We start from the raw sequence: 16468 nt of genomic DNA on the forward strand, positions 1-16468 counted from the left end.
GGCGATCTGTAAGGATCGTGTCGTGGAGCTGGTCATCCTCATCGTCGTGATCGCCGTGGTCCTGGTCGGCATGGTCGGCCTCGTGGCCGGCGCCGCCCTGCGCTCACGCCCCCGCCGGGGCGGTTCGCGGGGCGCGGACCGGCCGGACGCGGGGGGTGGGCCGTCCGCGCGGTCGGGCGTCGCCACCCCGACGATCCCACCGAACTCCCCGCAGACCGGCGCGGCCCCACCCGTCTCGCCGGGCCGGCCCGGCGAGACGGTGGAGTCGGCGGCCGGCCTGGCCGGGCCGCCCGCTCAGGCCCCGGTGGGCGCGGACGGCGCGCCGGTCACCGGGCCCGAGATCGTCGCCCCGCGGATCCCGGTCGACGTGCCCGCGCCCGCGGCGGGCCGGATGGTACGGCTGCGTGCCCGGCTCGCCCGTTCGCAGAACGCGCTCGGTCGCGGGCTGCTGACCCTACTGTCCGGGGACAACCTGGACGAGGAGGCGTGGGAGGACGTCGAGGCGACGCTGCTCGTCGCCGACGTCGGTGTCACCGCCACGGCCGAGATGGTCGAGGCGCTGCGCGAGCGCACCAAGGTGCTGGGTGCCCGCACGGCGGCCGACGCCCGGACGATGCTGCGCGACGAGCTGCTCGCCCAGGTCGGCACGACCACCGACCGGTCGCTGCGGACGTCCGCCGCCGACCGGCCCGCCGTGGTCCTCGTCGTCGGCGTGAACGGCACCGGAAAGACCACCACCTGCGGCAAGATCGCCCGCCTGCTCGTCGCGGACGGCCGTTCGGTCGTGCTGGGCGCGGCGGACACCTTCCGCGCGGCCGCCGCCGACCAGCTGGAGACCTGGGGCGGCCGGGTCGGGGCGACGACCGTGCGCGGCGCGGAGGGGGCGGACCCGGCGTCGGTCGCCTTCGAGGCTGTCAAGCGCGGGATCGACGACGGTGCCGACACCGTGCTCGTCGACACGGCCGGGCGGCTGCACACGAAGGTCGGCCTGATGGACGAGCTGACGAAGATCAAGCGGGTCGTCGGCAAGCAGAGCCCGGTGGACGAGGTACTCCTGGTCCTGGACTCCACCACGGGCCAGAACGCCCTGGTGCAGGCCCGGGTGTTCACCGAGGCGGTGGACATCACCGGCGTCGTCCTGACCAAGCTGGACGGCACGGCCAAGGGCGGGATCGTCATCGCCGTGCAGCGGGAGCTCGGCGTCCCGGTCAAGCTGATCGGCCTCGGTGAGGGCCCGGACGACCTGGCGCCCTTCGAGCCGGAGGCGTTCGTCGACGCGCTGCTGGGCGAGCCGGCCTGACAGCCCGCCGGTGCCGCCGCCGCGGCCTGCCTGCTCGCCGCAAGAGGGCACCGGAGGACCACGGCTCCGGCCGCTCGAGCCACTTCCACACGGACCCCGGCTGATCTAGTCTTTCCGCCTGTGCGGATCCATCGGGATCCGCGGACAGCCGCGCCCCAGGCCGCGACCGGGTCTCGACCGGTCGGGCATGTGAGCCTCCGGCGAGGTGTCTCGCCCTCCTCAGCGCAGAGGGCGGAGCCGGCCGGCGTAGTGCCGGGATCCGTGCGGGCACGCCTCGCCGGGCCGGGCGTCCCGTCCACCGTGGGCCCCACGTCGTCCCGGGTCCCGGTTTCGGATCGGCGCGGGGTGCGTACGCTGGTGCCTGCGGTCCGTCTGCGATCTCGGAGTGTGTGCGCGTGTTCGACACCCTTTCCAGCCGCCTCGACAAGGTCTTCACGTCGCTGCGTGGCAGGGGGCGGCTGACCGACGCCGACATCGACGCCACCGCCCGCGAGATCAGGGTGGCGTTGCTCGAGGCCGACGTCGCCCTGCCGGTCGTGCGTGGTTTTGTCGCCGCCATCCGGGAGCGGGCCCGCGGGGCCGAGGTGAGCGCCTCGCTCAACCCGGCACAGCAGGTCATAAAGATCGTCAACGAGGAGCTCGTCGGCATCCTCGGCGGCGGCACGACGACGCTGCGCTTCGCCAAGAACCCGCCGACCGTGATCCTGCTCGCCGGCCTGCAGGGAACCGGCAAGACGACTCTCGCGGGCAAGCTCGGGCACTGGCTCAAGGCCCAGGGCCACACCCCGCTGCTCGTCGCGGCCGACCTGCAGCGCCCGAACGCGGTGAACCAGCTCCAGGTCGTCGGCCAGCGGGCCGGGGTCGAGGTCTTCGCCCCGGAGCCGGGCAACGGCGTCGGTGACCCGGTGCGGGTCGCCCGTGACGCGCTGGCCCACGCCCGGCGGCACGTCTTCGACGTGGTGGTCGTCGACACGGCCGGCCGCCTCGGCGTCGACGAGGAGTTGATGCGCCAGGCCGCCGACATCCGCGACGCCGTCTCGCCGAACGAGATCCTCTTCGTCCTCGACGCGATGATCGGTCAGGACGCGGTCTCCACGGCCCAGGCCTTCGCCGACGGGGTCGGCTTCACCGGCGTCGTGCTGACCAAGCTCGACGGTGACGCGCGCGGTGGTGCCGCGCTCTCGGTCGCCCGGGTGACCGGCGCGCCGATCATGTTCGCCTCCACCGGTGAGGCCCTCGACGACTTCGACGTCTTCCATCCCGAGCGGATGGCCTCGCGCATCCTCGGCATGGGCGACATGCTCACGCTCATCGAGCAGGCCGAGAAGGCCTTCGAGGTCGAGCAGGCCGAGGCGATGGCCGTCAAGATGGCCAACTCGGAGTTCACGCTCGAGGACTTCCTCGAGCAGATGCTCACCGTCCGCAAGATGGGCCCGATCGGCAACCTGCTCGGGATGCTGCCCGGCATGGGCCAGATCAAGGACCAGCTCGCCCAGGTCGACGACCGAGACCTCGACCGGGTCGTCGCCATCATCCGGTCCATGACGCCGGCCGAGCGCCAGGACCCGAAGATCCTCCAGGCCTCCCGCAAGGCCCGGGTGGCGCGCGGGTCCGGCGTGACCGTCACCGAGGTCAACCAGCTGTTGGACCGCTTCGGTGAGGCGCGCAAGATGATGCGGCAGATGGCCGGTGGCGCCGGCCTGCCGGCGGGAATGGCGCGGGCGAAGGCGGCCCAGGCCCGCAAGGCGGCCAAGAAGGGCAAGGGCGCGCGGCGCAGCGGAAACCCCGCGGCGCGCGCCGCGCAGGCGCAGGAGCGCCGCGACGCCCCCCAGGGCGGCCCGCCGGCGCTCGGTCCCGGTGGCAACGGCCTGGAGGGCATGCCGGACCTGTCCTCGCTGATCCAGCAGGGCGGCTTCGGTGGCGGCGGCACCCCGCCGCGGAACCCTCGTCCAGGCCGCTGACCCGCGGGAACCCACCCACACGCCGGGGCCCCGGCGAAGACCCGGGTGCCCCGGGCGTTGCGTCGGCAGGTGATCTGGCAGACTGTAAGGTCATACAGGCCCTGCCTGCCGGCGTCGGCGTGGCCGCTCTCAGGTGAGTTCCCTTCGGGACCTCCGTGGTGGCTGGTCGTCGGCGGTGTTCTCCCGCCATCGGGGCGTCACGGCTAGTCCGTGTGTTCCGGTGGTCATCGATATGTCTGGAGCCGTACGACCACCGTGGCAACAAAGATCAAACTTCAGCGCCTCGGCAAGATGCGCGAGCCGCACTACCGCATCGTCGTCGCCGACGCCCGCACCAAGCGGGACGGCCGGGTCATCGAGGCCATCGGGCAGTACCACCCGAAGTCCGACCCGAGCATCATCAAGGTCGACCCGGACCGCGTCGGTCACTGGCTCTCCGTCGGCGCCCAGCCGACCGAGCCGGTGCTCGCGATCCTCAAGGTGACCGGCGACTGGCAGAAGTTCAAGGGCCTGCCCGCTCCCCCGCCGATGAAGGTCGCGGCTCCCAAGCCCGACAAGCGGGAGATCTTCGCGGAGGCGGCCCGCGCCGCGGCCGCGGCGGACGACAAGCCCGCCACCACTCCGAAGAAGGCGAAGAAGTCGGCCGCTGCCGACGGTGCCGAGTCGGCGCCCGCCGAGTCCGCCGCGGGGCAGTAAGTGCTGGAAGCGGCCCTCGAGCACCTCGTCCGTGGCATCGTCGACTATCCCGACGATGTCCGGGTGGATCTGTCGAGCAACCGGCGCGGCCGGACGCTGGAGGTCCGGGTGCACCCCGACGACCTCGGCAAGGTCATCGGCCGGCGCGGCCGGACGGCTCGGGCGTTGCGCACCGTGATGGGCGGTGTGGGCGGTCGCGGTCTGCGGATCGACGTCGTCGACGTGGACCGGTAGCCGTGTGCGCTCATCGCCTCCATGCTCATCGCCTCCACGGGCACGCGGCCGCGTCCCATGGGTGAGCCTGTCGTCGTCGGGCGGATCGGCCGTCCGCACGGTGTTCGCGGCGACGTGACCGTCGACGTCCGCACCGACCTGCCGGAGCGTCGTTTCGCGCCGGGAGCCCGCCTGGTTCGCCAGGTGGCCGACGGCCCGGCTCCGCGGCCGGCCGCGGTCGCCGCCGGTCCGGCCGATGCCGTCGGCGCGGCGGCTGGTCCTGCCCCGGTGGCCGGTCCCGCCTCGACGGGCGATTCCGGCGCCGCCCGGGCCGCCGCCGGGCCGCCGGGCCCGACGGTGCTGTCCGTTGTGGCGTCCCGGTGGCATTCGGGCCGTCTGCTGGTCCGCTTCGACGGGGTCACCGACCGTGGCGCCGCCGAGACGCTGCGGGGCAGCTTCCTCACCATCGACTCCGACGAGTGCGGCCCGGCGGCCGACCCCGACGACGAGGACGACGACGGCGAGCTGTGGTGGGATCGTGACCTGGTCGGCCTGCGTGCGCGCACGCCCGCCGGGGACGTCCTCGGTGAGATCGTCGACGTCATCCACTCCCCGGGCGGGGATGTTCTCGCGATCGGCCGTCCCGAGGGCGGGGAGTATCTGGTGCCGTTCGTCCGGGAGATCGTGCCCACGGTTGACCCGGCGGCGGGGCACATCGTGGTGGATCCGCCTCCCGGCCTGCTCGACCTCGACTGATCCGGCGCTTCCGCCTGGCCGGTCGCGCCCGGCTCCGTCACCACCCCACCTCGCGACCGCGCCCCGCCACCACCACCGCCCCGCTCCGAGGCGCCGCCCACCGGGTGCGGCACACCTCCCTCTGACGAAGGCAGCGGATGCGCATCGACGTCGTGACGATCTTCCCGGACTATCTGCGCCCGTTGGAGCTTGCCCTGGTGGGCCGCGCCGCGTCCCGGGACCTCGTCGACATCCAGACCCACGACCTGCGCGGGTGGACGCACGACGTCCACCGCACCGTGGACGACTCCCCGTACGGCGGGGGGCCGGGCATGGTCATGCGCCCGGAGCCGTGGGACGCGGCGCTGCGCGACATCGTGGCCCGTGATCCGTCGCGCCGTCCCCGGGTCGTGGTCCCCACCCCGGCCGGTGTTCCGTTCACCCAGAGCTACGCCGCCGAGCTGGCGGAACAGGACTGGCTGATCTTTTGCTGCGGGCGCTACGAGGGCATCGACAGCCGGGTGGTGGACGCCTGGGCCGACGACGAGATCTCGATCGGCGACTATGTGCTCGCCGGGGGTGAGGTCGCGACGCTTGTCATGGTCGAGGCCGTGACCCGGCTGCTGCCCGGTGTCGTCGGCAACGCGGAGTCGATCAGTGACGACTCCTTCGCCCATGGGCTGCTCGAGGGCCCGGTCTACACCAGGCCCCCCGTGTGGGAGGGCCGCCCGGTGCCCGAGATCCTCCGCTCCGGCGACCACGCGGCGATCGCCCGCTGGCGGCGGGAGCAGGCGCTGCGCCGGACCCGCCGCAGGCGCCCCGAGCTGCTCGACCGGATCGAGCTGTCGGACGCCGACCGTGCGGTGGTGGCGAGCGCCGGCGAGCCCACCGTGCCGCCTGTCGAGGGCGCGGTGGCGATTGCCGGGGGCGGCACGATCGGTGATGAACCGGCTCCGTCGGGTTGTGTGTCGAGCCACTGTTCCTGAGCCCTCCGTAGCCTGACTACTCCGCCGTCGGCTGCTTTCCTCCGCGCTGTCCTCCGCTGCCGCCGGGCCGGGAGGCTGCCGCCGGGCCTGGATGCCGGCGTCGAACGGCCCGGTCGGGCGGGGCCTGGTCGAGCCACCGGCCAGCCGGGTCGTGCGGCGTGGCAGGGCGTGAGCCGGGCCGAGGTGGCCTGGTCGGCCGTGCCGCGCGTGGTACCGGGCGGGGGTTGGTGACCGGGCGCCGCGATCGTGTGGCACAGTAGGATGCGGTGTCCGCCGGTTCTCTGGCCGACGTTGTCGTGACTGATGCGGTCGTGACCGATGCTTTGATGATCGACATAGCTGTGACCGGCCCTGCCGCGATCGGAGTTGTCGTGAGCGGCGTCGTCGCGGCACGCGCTATCGTGAGCGGCGCTGTCGGCTCGCCGATCCGGCGCGACCCGGTCGGTTCGCCGACCCGGCATAGCCGCTGTTCCGGTTTCCGTCGTCCCGGCGGGTGCTCGCCCGGCCCTGGGTCGGCGCGGCGTCCCGCGCCGCGTGGCGGGCCGGTCGGTGCGGCCCGCCGGGCAGGGTTCCGGCGTTCAAGCATTCGACTGTGACAACCTTTGAGGAAGCGACTGCCATGCACACCCTGGACAGCCTCGACGCCGAGTCGCGCAGGACCGACGTGCCGGAGTTCTGGTCGGGCGACACGCTCAAGGTCCACGTGCGTGTGGTCGAAGGTAACCGCCAGCGCATCCAGGTCTTCCAGGGCGTGGTGATCCGCCGCCAGGGCGGCGGCGTGCGCGAGACTTTCACCGTCCGCAAGGTGAGCTTCGGTGTCGGCGTGGAGCGGACCTTCCCCCTCCACAGCCCGATCGTCTCGCGGGTCGAGGTCGTGACGCGCGGTGACGTTCGCCGGGCGAAGCTCTACTACCTCCGCCAGCTCCGCGGCAAGGCCGCGAAGATCAAGGAGAAGCGCGAGCCGGTCGGCCGCTGATCCCGCGCGGGCCGGCAACCCGGTGACCTCGTCGCGGGGATTCCGGCGACTGGCCGTTCACCAAACCACTCCACCGCGTGAGCGGTGCAGCAGGATGGTCAGGTCGTGGGCCGAACCGGTCAGGCCGCGGCCATGGGCGGGTGTCGACTCGTTCCGTGACGAATGACGGCCGACCTCGCGAGGTGGCGCAGTGAGTGGATCGGACCGGGGCACACCCGAGCCGTTCGGTGGTCAGGCGCAGGGCAGTTCGTCGTCCGGTGGCCCTGCCTCAGGCGCCGCGGCGGCGGGTGGTCACGGGAATCGCGGTGACGCGGCTCTCCCGTGGGACACGGGCACCGACGTCTCGGACTCCCGGCGCCCCGCGGAGTCCGGGCTGGCCGATTCCGGGCTGGCCTCGGACGTCCGCGGCCGGGACGAGCGCGGTGACGTGACGGAGGCCGGCGCTCTGCCGGGCGATGCCGCACCCCCGCCGGACGGGCCGAGCGGTATCGCCGGGCCCGAGGGCACGGCCGGGGGCGGTGAGTCCACGGCGACGGGCCGGCGTATCTCACGCCCGCCGTCGGGGCGCGACCGCGGCCGCGGTTCCTTCCTGCGCGAGCTGCCCGTCCTGGTGCTGGTCGCGTTCCTGCTGGCGCTGCTGATCAAGACCGTGTTCGTCCAGGCCTTCTGGATCCCGTCCGAGTCGATGGAGCGGACGCTGCTCATCGACGACCGGGTGCTGGTGAACAAGGTCATCTACCATTTCCGGGACGTGCACCGGGGCGAGATCGTCGTGTTCAACGGCGAGGGCACCGGTTTCGAGCGGGAATCGATCGTGGCCCCGCCGGCCGACGGCCTGAGCAGGTTCGTCCGTGGCGCGCAGGAGCTGCTGGGCCTGGGCGCGCCGAGCGAGAAGGACTTCATCAAGCGGGTGATCGGTGTTGGCGGCGACGTCGTCGCGTGCTGCGACGCCGCCGGGCGGGTGACGGTGAACGGCAAGGCGCTCGACGAGCCGTACGTCTACGAGAACGACTTCCAGTCGTTCGGGCCGATCACGGTTCCCGACGGAGACCTCTGGCTGATGGGTGATCACCGCTCCCGATCGTCGGACTCCCGCCAGAACGGCCCGGTCCCGCAGGACAAGGTGATCGGCCGGGCGTTCGTGCGGGTGTGGCCACTCGGCCGCTTCGGCCTGCTCACGGTGCCCGGCACGTTCTCCGGCATTCCGTCGGCCTCCGCGGCCCCGGCTCGGACGCCTGGTCAGACGTCCGGCGAGCCGGCGCCAACTTCGCCGCCGCACGCGTTGGGCACGCCCGGAGGCACCGAATCCGCGGACCTGCTGATCGCCCCGGTCGGAGCACTCGCCCTGGCTGTTCCGGCGAGCCGGCGGCGCTCGGGCGGGCGGTGGGCGAGACGGCGCGGCATGGGCGGTTCACCCTGATCGCGACGGATGTGCGTGGTATGGCGATCCGCTCCGACGCCGGCCTCTTCGGTTACGAACGGGCGCTCGTCCGGCGCGGACTCGGGCCGGTCGCGGGTGTGGACGAGGCCGGTCGGGGAGCCTGCGCCGGGCCGATGGTGGTGGCGGCCGTCGTACTGGACCATCGTCGGCTGGGTCTGCTCAGGCGGCTGACCGACTCCAAGCTCCTCACCGAGCGGGTCCGCGAGGAGGTCCACGCGGACGTCCTGGCCGCGGCGGCGGCGGTGTCGACCGTCGTCATCCCCGCCGCCGAGATCGATCAGACCGGCGTGCACGTAGCCAACATCATGGGGATGCGGCGGGCGGTCGCGGGGCTCGACGTCTGGCCGCGGTACGTGCTCACCGACGGGTTCGCGGTGGCGGGGCTGGGGGCGGAGTCGCTGGCGGTGATCAAAGGCGACCTGATGGTCGGGTGCATCGCCGCGGCGTCGGTGGTGGCCAAGGTGACCAGGGACCGGATCATGCGTAGTTTGCACGAGCGGTATCCCGAGTACGATTTCGCGCAGCACAAGGGCTACGTCACCGCGGCGCACACCGCCGCGATGACGCGGTACGGGCCGTGCGAGCAGCACCGACTGTCATATGTCAACGTCGCCGCGCTGGCGGCGCCGGCAGGGGAAACACGATCGTTGCGGCTGGAGGACAGGGTTGCTATGACCAGCCTGCGTGGCGTCACGGAGACCGCATGAGCGCGGAGGATCTCGAAAAATACGAGACCGAGATGGAGCTCCAGCTCTACCGCGAGTACCGCGACGTGGTCGGGTTGTTCTCGTACGTGATCGAGACGGAGCGTCGTTTCTATCTCGCGAACGATTATCAGATCGAGGTCCGGAACAGTACGGACGGCGAGGTCTTCTTCGAGCTGACCCTGCGGGACGCCTGGGTGTGGGACATGTTCCGTCCTGCCCGGTTCGTGAAGAACGTGCGAGTCGTCACCTTCAAGGACATCAACGTCGAGGAGTTGACCAAGGCCGAGCTCTGAGTGACGGCGCGCCGCCGGCCCGCGTGGGTTCGCGCGCCGTCGGTCGGCCTGCCGTCGCGGACGATCACCCCCCGTGGTGCCCGTCGCGCGGACCGCGGCGGGCCGCCCTGTGGACGGGAAAACCTTGTCCACAGGGCGCCGTTCAGCGGCCATCGGCGGCTCGCGTACGCGGAACCTGATCTCACCGGTGGGCGACCGACCCCCGGTGGGACGGAGCCTCGGATGCGGGTCAGTCAGCGGCTCGGCAGGTTCGGCGAGGACATCGCGGCGCGCCACCTGAGCGCCGACGGCGCGGAGATCCTCGCCCGGAACTGGCGTTGTCGGGACGGCGAGATCGACATCGTCGCCCGCCACGGCGACACGCTCGTCTTCTGCGAGGTGAAGACGCGCAGCGGCGCGGACTACGGAAGCGGCCCGGACGCCGTGGTCGGCCGCAAGGCGGCGAGAATCCGGCGGCTGGCCGTGCGGTGGCTCGCCGAGCACCCCCATCCACCCGCGGTCATCCGCTTCGACGTGCTGTCGGTCTACCGGGAACGGCAGGGGTCCGTCCGGGTGGAACACCTGCGGGGTGCCTTCTGATGGCGCTCGCACGGTCGCTGGCCGTCGCCGTCGTCGGCATCGAGGGCCACCTTGTCGAGGTGGAGGCCGACCTGGCCCGCGGCCTGCCCGGGCTGACGCTCATCGGCCTCCCGGACGCGGCACTGCACGAGGCCCGGGACCGGGTGCGGGCCGCCGTCGTCAACTCACGGGAGCGTTGGCCGGACCACCGGATCACCGTCGGCCTGTTCCCGGCGACCCTGCCCAAGTCCGGCAGTGGCTTCGACCTGGCGATGGCCGTCGCGATCATGGGCGCCGCAGGGGTGGTTCCCGCTGCCGCCCTCGGCGGCAGGGTGCTGATCGGCGAGCTCGCGCTCGACGGCCGGCTCCGGCCGGTGCGCGGAGTACTGCCCGCCGTTCTCGCGGCGGTTGAGGCCGGCCTGGAGAGCATCGTCGTGCCCGAGTCCAACGCGGGTGAGGCGTCACTGGTCCCGGGAGCGGTCGTCGAGCCCATGTCCGACCTGGCCAGCGTGCTCGGCCTGCTGCGCGGCCGCCCGCGGCTCGGTCCGTCGCGGATCCGGCTGGCGCCGGAAGCGGCGCCGTCGTCGCCGTCACGGTCGCCGGGTTCGCCGCCGCTGGCGGCGGCGGGTCGGGAGCCGGAGCCGGTCGGGCCCGATCTCGCGGACGTCGCCGGTCAGAGTCGGGGGCGCCTGGCGGTGGAGGTGGCCGCCGCGGGCGGGCACCACCTGTTCATGCAGGGCCCGCCCGGCTCGGGCAAGACCATGCTGGCCGAGCGGCTGCCCGGGCTGCTGCCGTCGCTGGACACCACCGCGGCACTGGAGGTCACGGCGGTGCACTCGGTGGCGGGCGTCCTCCCCGTCGGCCGCCCGCTGGTCACCCGGCCGCCCTTCCGCAGCCCGCATCACACCGCCACGCCGGCGGCGCTTGTCGGCTCCGGCTCCACGGTGATCCGCCCGGGGCTGGCCAGCCAGGCACACCACGGCGTCCTTTTCCTTGACGAGGCCCCGGAGTTCGGCCGGACCAGCCTGGACGTGCTGCGCCAGCCACTTGAGAGCGGCGTCATCGAGGTGGCGCGGGCCCGGGCCACCACCCGGTTCCCCGCCCGCTTCCTGCTCGTGCTGGCCGCGAACCCGTGCCCCTGCTCACGGGCCCGCGGCCCCCGGGACAACACGTGCGACTGCCCGAGCACGGCGCGCCGGCGCTACCTGGCGAGGCTGTCGGGGCCGCTGCTCGACCGGATCGACATCCAGGTGGCGCTGGCCGCGCCGAGCCGGGCGGAGCTGCGGGCCGATCGGGGGCTTGGAACCTCGTCGAGCGTCGTCGCCGAGCGTGTCGCCTCGGCCCGGGTCGCGATGCGGCGGAGGCTGGCCGGCACGCCATGGCGGCGAAACGCCGAAGTGCCCGGCCCGTCCCTGCGCCGCCAGTGGCCGCTGCGGCCGGACGCGACCCGGCTCGCCGACCGTGCCTTCGAACGTGGCCTGCTCACCGCGCGTGGGCTGGACCGGGTGCTGCGCGTCGCGTGGACGGTGGCGGACCTCAAAGGGGAGGACCGGCCGGGCTCCGACGAGATCGGGCTCGCCCTCGACCTGCGCCTCCCCGGATGGTCCGTGTGAGCGCCGGTGCGGGGGAGGCTCCGCGCCCGGCCGGCGTCCCGGCGCCCGGCGGCGACGAGCCTCGGCGCCTGGCCCGGATCGGGCTGAGCCGCATCGCCGGCCCGGACCTCTCCTCACTTCCCGAACAACTGCATGGGCTTGGGGAGGTGGCGCTGTGGGAGCGCCTGCGGCCGCAGCACCCCGGTGTCGACCCACGCCAGGACATCGAGATCGCGGCGCAGGTCGGCGCGCGTCCCATCTGCCCGGGCGACCCGGAGTGGCCCGTCCGCGTCAACGTCCTCGACCAGGCCCGCGGCGCGGGCCGGGAGGCCGGCGCCCCACTCGTGCTGTGGGCCCGGGGAACGGGCCGGCTCGATCACCTCAGCCAGCGGGCCGTGGCCGTCGTCGGCTGCCGCGCGGCCACCGCGTACGGCGTCCACCAGGCGGAGGAACTCGGGTACGGGCTCGCCGGGCGTGGCTGGACCGTGGTTTCCGGCGCGGCCTTCGGTATCGACGCCGCGGCCCACCGCGGTGCCCTCGCCGCCGCGGGGCCGACGATCGCCGTCCTCGCCGGGGGAGTGGACGTGCCCTATCCCGCCGCGCACGCCGATTTGCTCGACGAGATCGCCGCCTCCGGCCTGGTTCTCAGCGAGACCCCACCGGGCAGCCCGCCCTACCGGCGGCGGTTCCTCACCCGAAACCGGGTCATCGCCGCACTGTGCGCGGGGACGGTGCTCGTCGAGGCCGGGCTGCGCAGCGGCGCGCTGAACACCGTCCGCCACGCCCGGCGGCTCGGCCGCACCGTGATGGTGGTGCCGGGGCCGGTCACGAGCGCGATGAGCGCCGGCTGTCATCGCCTTCTGCGAGACCACCGCGAGGAGGCGGTGCTGGTCACCGGCGCCGGCGACATCTGCGAGGAGATCGGGCCGATCGGCGAGCTGGAGCCCCGGTCGAGCGGCCCGGCCCGGGCCCGCGACGGCCTCGCGGATCTCGTGCTGGAACTGCTCGACGTGATGCCGGCCCGCTCCGCGATCGGCGTCGCCGAGCTGGCCCGCCGTGTAGGCAGGCAGCCGGGGGCGATCCTCGCCCTGCTGGGCCCGCTCGCGGTCGAGGGCCTGGTGGAGGCGACCCACGCCGGGTACCGGCTGACCGCGCTCGGCCGCTCCTCGTCCTCCCCGCCCCGGGGCCGGGCGACCTCGCCCGGGGGAGCGGCACCGGCGGCATCCGCCCCGACCTCGCCTTGACGCCTCGCCATCCCGGCGGCCAAGGTCGCGCAATGGGGACGGGTGGCGATGCGGCGGCCACGGCCCGTGGTGGCCGCGATGACGGCGGTGGCAGCCGCGGCGACGGCGGCGGCAGTGACGGCGGTGGCAGCCGCGGCGACGGTGGCGGTGGCGATGAGGGTGCCTGGGCGGGTGCCGTCGAGGCCTTCGTGCGCCACCTGGTCGCTGAGCGGGACCGCTCGGCGGAGACCGTCCGGGCCTACCGCGCCGATCTCGCGGGCCTACGCGCGCACGCCGCCGCGGCCGGCCGGCCGGACCTCCCGGACCTGGATCTCGCCGTGCTCCGCGGGTGGCTCGCCGGCATGCGTTCCGCCGGGGCGGCCCCGGCCACCATCGCCCGCCGCGCGTCCCTCGCGAGGGTGTTCTCCGCCTTTGCCGCGCGGCGGGGATTCCTTCCCGACGACGTCGGCGCGCGGCTGGCGACCCCCCGGGTGCCGCGGCGGATCCCCCAGGTGATCACCGCGGCACAGGCGGACCGTCTTCTTGGGACAAGGCCACGGGGCGGCGCCGCACCGGAGCCGCGCGAGGTCGCGTTGCACCTGCGTGACGATCTGGTGCTGGAGATCCTTTACGGCAGTGCCGTGCGGGTCTCCGAGCTGTGCCGGCTCGACATCGGTGACGTCGACCATGAGCGGCGCCTCCTGCGCGTGCACGGCAAGGGCGGTCGCCAGCGCAACGTGCCGTTCAGCCTGCCCGCGGCGGGCGCACTCGACGTCTGGCTCACCAGGGGCCGGCCCTACCTCGCGACGCGTGTCGAGGTGGCGCTCCTGCTCGGTGCCCGCGGCGGCCGGCTCGACCCGCGCTCCGTGCGCCGGCTCGTCCAGGCACGCGCCGCCGCTGCGGGAGTTCCCGCCGGGCTGACCCCGCACGGTCTGCGCCATGGCGCGGCCACCCACATGGTCGAAGGCGGCGCGGACCTGCGCTCCGTGCAGGAGCTGCTGGGCCACGCGAGCCTGTCGACCACGCAGATCTACACCCACGTCACCCCGGAGCGGCTGCGCGCCGCCTTCGACCAGGCTCATCCGCGGGCCTGACGTCAGTCACCCAGGGGCAGCAGCCGTGGCGGGACCCGGCGGAAGAAGGAGAGGGGATCGAGGTACTCGGACCCGCGCAGCACGCCCCAGTGCAGGCAGGCGGCACCCGGGCAGCCCGGGTGGCCGGCTTCGAGGAGCCCGAGCCGATCGCCGTCGCTGACCGGCTGGCCGGCGCGGACGAGGGGGCGTACCGGCTCGTAGGTGGTCCGCAGCGCTCCGTGAACCACCGTCACGACCCATCTGTCGCCGACCCATCCGACGAACCCGACGACACCCGACCGCGCGGCCCGGACCTCGGCACCGGGCTCGGAACGAAGATCCACCCCCCGGTGGCCCGGGCCGTAGGGCTGCGCGGGAGCGCGGAAGATCCCGGCCACCACGACCGGCTCCGGCAGCGGCCAGCGCCAACTCCGCCCGCCGTCCGGTGCGGGCACCGGGACCGGGACCGGGGTGCCGGCGGTGGGCGCGGCCGGCGCCGCGAACGTCAGCCCACTCGGGGAGACGGCGCCCGCCACGGGTGCTACGGGTGCCGCGGGCGCTGAGGAGGCCGCCCGCGGGATCGCCACCGTCGTCGCGGGCGAGTCGGCGGACGATCCCGAGGCCATGGCGACCGGGCTCGTCGGCGGGGCAGGGATCGCGGCCGTCGCTGGCGGTGTCGACGCCACCGGAGCGGTCAGCATGTCCGGCACGCCCGCGCCGAACGACCCGCGGACCGGTAGCCGCCCGGGGCAGCCCAGGGCGATCATCAGTGCGAGCGCGGGGATCACGAGCCAGCGCGGGTCGAAGCGTGGCGGGTGGGGCACGGCGATTCGCCTCCGGGTTCGGCGGCCGACCGCGGGGCGGCCCGACACAGCGGCCATGAGTGGCCGTGAGCGGCCCTGAGTGCCGCCGCGGGCGGGGTTGGGGGAGCAGGGCTCCGTGGACGGTGCGGAGGACGGCGGCCGGACCCGATCGGGGTGGGTCCGGCCGCCGCCTGCTGGCTCGCGGGGGCTCGGTTCGCCAGCAACTCCAGGATGCGAGCAGGCGGCGGCAAATACAGCCAGCCAATGGCAAATGTGGATAACCAGAAATGAAAGACCGAAGACGGTGTCTCAGGGTGTCTCCTGAGACCCAGGGCCGGGCGTCGCGGCCACCGAGGGCGGTAGGCGGGGAGGCGGGCTCCACCGTGCGGGCGCGTCCCGCGCTGAGCTGGGCCGAGGGGCGGGTGGGGGCCGGCGTCGCCGGTCCGAGGAGTGGCCACCGCGGCCGGGTATCATCGTCACGGAGTCCGTTGGTCGGTGCGTTCCCGGCGCTGTGGGGTTTTGGCGGTTTGCCTCAGCGTCATAGGTGTCAGGTGCGTATCCGGTGGCGGTCGGGTGGCGGTCGTTCGGTCGACCTCTCACCGTTCACGGGCTCAGTTCGCACGCCCACTCCCGGCACTGACCGGGAGGGCCTCCTCGGTCCGTCGCCTCGCGGCGGCCATGGCCATCCGGGCGTCAGGGGCTCCGGCTTTCCGTCGGGGCCGTCACAACCGAGGCGTCCCGGCCGGCGGGCCGGGCGGGAAGGGAGCGACGGATCATGGCCGTCGTCACCATGAAGCAGCTCCTTGAGAGCGGCGTGCACTTCGGGCACCAGACCAAGCGCTGGAACCCGAAGATGAAGCGCTACATCTTCACCGAGCGCAATGGCATCTACATCATCGACCTCCAGCAGACGCTGTCGTACATCGACCGCGCCTACGACTTCGTCAAGGAGACGGTCGCCCACGGCGGCACCGTCCTCTTCATCGGGACGAAGAAGCAGGCACAGGAGGCGATCGAGGAGCAGGCCCAGCGGGTCGGCATGCCCTTCGTCAAGGAGCGTTGGCTCGGCGGGATGCTGACCAACTTCTCCACGGTCTACAAGCGGCTCCAGCGGCTCAAGGAGCTCGAGGAGATCGAGCTGACCGGTGGCACGGAGGTGCGGACCAAGAAGGAGCAGCTCGTCCTGACCCGGGAGAAGGCGAAGCTCGAGCGCACCCTCGGTGGTATCCGCGACATGGCCCGCGTGCCGAGCGCGGTGTGGGTCGTGGACACGAAGAAGGAGCACATCGCCGTTGGCGAGGCCCGCAAGCTGGGCATCCCGGTCGTGGCGATCCTCGACACCAACTGCGACCCCGACGAGGTCGACTACCCGATCCCGGGCAACGACGACGCCATCCGCAGCGCCGCGCTGCTGACCCGTGTCGTCGCCGACGCGGTGGCCGAGGGCCTGATGTCGCGGGCCGGCGCGTCGAGCAACGCCGAGGCCAAGCCGGAGCCGTCCACCGGCGAGGAGCCGCTCGCCGAGTGGGAGCAGGCCCTGCTGCGCGGGGACACCACGGCCGAGGCGCCCGCCGCCCCGGTGGCGACCGAGACCGCCGAGCCGACCGAGACCGCCGAGCCGACCGAGGCGGTCGCCGCTGTCGAGCCGGCCGCTGTCGAGCCGGCCGCCGTCGAGCCGGCCGCTGTCGAGCCGGCCGCCCAGGAGCAGCCCCAGCCGGACGCGGTCGGCACCGCCGTCTGATCTGACACACCCTGGTCTCACACGGGTTCTCCGGGGGGCGTTGTCACGCCCCCCGGAGAACCCGTTCCAGCCCCGACAGGGCCGTCCGGGTGACTGTCGGGGCGGGGGCGACCTCCGGAGGACGGCCGCCGACCGCCGCGGGCGGGCGACGGCGGTCCCGGGGGCGCTTC

16 protein-coding genes are annotated in these 16468 nt (G+C 73.7%); 15 read left to right on the plus strand and 1 reads right to left on the minus strand.

The annotated features are described in order from the left end of the window. Nucleotides 1-22 precede the first annotated feature (22 nt). From ftsY to B056_RS0124880, 14 genes are all read left to right on the plus strand, one after another. A complete protein-coding gene (ftsY, locus tag B056_RS0124815) occupies nt 23-1300 on the plus strand; it encodes a signal recognition particle-docking protein FtsY (RefSeq protein WP_018504554.1) in 1278 nt (425 codons plus the stop codon). A gap of 395 nt (nt 1301-1695) precedes the next feature. After that, the gene (ffh, locus tag B056_RS0124820; protein ID WP_018504555.1) at nt 1696-3261 is read left to right on the plus strand and encodes a signal recognition particle protein; all 1566 of its coding nucleotides are present in this window, start codon (nt 1696-1698) and stop codon (nt 3259-3261) included. 255 nt (nt 3262-3516) lie between these two features. Continuing rightward, the gene (rpsP, locus tag B056_RS0124825; RefSeq protein ID WP_026240110.1) at nt 3517-3957 is read left to right on the plus strand and encodes a 30S ribosomal protein S16; all 441 of its coding nucleotides are present in this window, start codon (nt 3517-3519) and stop codon (nt 3955-3957) included. Continuing rightward, complete coding sequence (locus B056_RS0124830) at nt 3958-4191, plus strand: RNA-binding protein (RefSeq protein ID WP_006544182.1); 234 nt, start codon at nt 3958-3960, stop codon at nt 4189-4191. 57 nt (nt 4192-4248) lie between these two features. Continuing rightward, nucleotides 4249-4926, plus strand: coding sequence for a ribosome maturation factor RimM (gene rimM / locus B056_RS0124835; protein WP_026240111.1), 678 nt, complete (start codon nt 4249-4251; stop codon nt 4924-4926). 137 nt (nt 4927-5063) lie between these two features. Beyond that, complete coding sequence (trmD, locus tag B056_RS0124840; protein WP_018504558.1) at nt 5064-5891, plus strand: tRNA (guanosine(37)-N1)-methyltransferase TrmD; 828 nt, start codon at nt 5064-5066, stop codon at nt 5889-5891. A gap of 619 nt (nt 5892-6510) precedes the next feature. Continuing rightward, complete coding sequence (gene rplS, locus B056_RS0124845) at nt 6511-6867, plus strand: 50S ribosomal protein L19 (RefSeq protein WP_018504559.1); 357 nt, start codon at nt 6511-6513, stop codon at nt 6865-6867. 190 nt (nt 6868-7057) lie between these two features. Next, a complete protein-coding gene (lepB, locus tag B056_RS0124850; RefSeq protein WP_018504560.1) occupies nt 7058-8287 on the plus strand; it encodes a signal peptidase I in 1230 nt (409 codons plus the stop codon). 20 nt (nt 8288-8307) lie between these two features. Beyond that, the gene (locus tag B056_RS0124855; RefSeq protein WP_035752731.1) at nt 8308-9015 is read left to right on the plus strand and encodes a ribonuclease HII; all 708 of its coding nucleotides are present in this window, start codon (nt 8308-8310) and stop codon (nt 9013-9015) included. After that, nucleotides 9012-9308, plus strand: a complete 297-nt coding sequence (locus B056_RS0124860) for a DUF2469 domain-containing protein (RefSeq protein ID WP_011606858.1) — start codon at nt 9012-9014, stop codon at nt 9306-9308. Before B056_RS0124855 ends, B056_RS0124860 begins: the two co-directional genes overlap by 4 nt. Before the next feature lie 222 nt (nt 9309-9530). Continuing rightward, nucleotides 9531-9887, plus strand: a complete 357-nt coding sequence (locus B056_RS0124865; RefSeq protein WP_018504562.1) for a YraN family protein — start codon at nt 9531-9533, stop codon at nt 9885-9887. Further along, on the plus strand, nt 9887-11479 hold the full coding sequence (locus tag B056_RS0124870; RefSeq protein ID WP_018504563.1) for a YifB family Mg chelatase-like AAA ATPase: 1593 nt from the start codon (nt 9887-9889) through the stop codon (nt 11477-11479). Before B056_RS0124865 ends, B056_RS0124870 begins: the two co-directional genes overlap by 1 nt. Then, the gene (gene dprA, locus B056_RS0124875; protein WP_020572692.1) at nt 11476-12702 is read left to right on the plus strand and encodes a DNA-processing protein DprA; all 1227 of its coding nucleotides are present in this window, start codon (nt 11476-11478) and stop codon (nt 12700-12702) included. Before B056_RS0124870 ends, dprA begins: the two co-directional genes overlap by 4 nt. A 32-nt stretch (nt 12703-12734) precedes the next feature. After that, nucleotides 12735-13775 (plus strand): tyrosine recombinase XerC, encoded by a 1041-nt coding sequence (locus B056_RS0124880; protein WP_018504565.1) that lies wholly within the window; start codon nt 12735-12737, stop codon nt 13773-13775. A 2-nt stretch (nt 13776-13777) separates the two neighbouring features. Here the strand turns inward: B056_RS0124880 and B056_RS37870 are convergent, their stop codons facing one another. After that, nucleotides 13778-14578 (minus strand): peptidoglycan DD-metalloendopeptidase family protein, encoded by an 801-nt coding sequence (locus tag B056_RS37870; protein WP_018504566.1) that lies wholly within the window; start codon nt 14576-14578, stop codon nt 13778-13780. 754 nt (nt 14579-15332) lie between these two features. Between B056_RS37870 and rpsB the strand changes: the two genes are divergently transcribed. Next, nucleotides 15333-16298, plus strand: a complete 966-nt coding sequence (rpsB, locus tag B056_RS0124890) for a 30S ribosomal protein S2 (RefSeq protein WP_018504567.1) — start codon at nt 15333-15335, stop codon at nt 16296-16298. Nucleotides 16299-16468: the final 170 nt, after the last annotated feature.

The sequence above is a fragment of the Parafrankia discariae genome (genome assembly GCF_000373365.1).
Taxonomy (GTDB): Bacteria; Actinomycetota; Actinomycetes; order Frankiales; family Frankiaceae; genus Parafrankia; species Parafrankia discariae.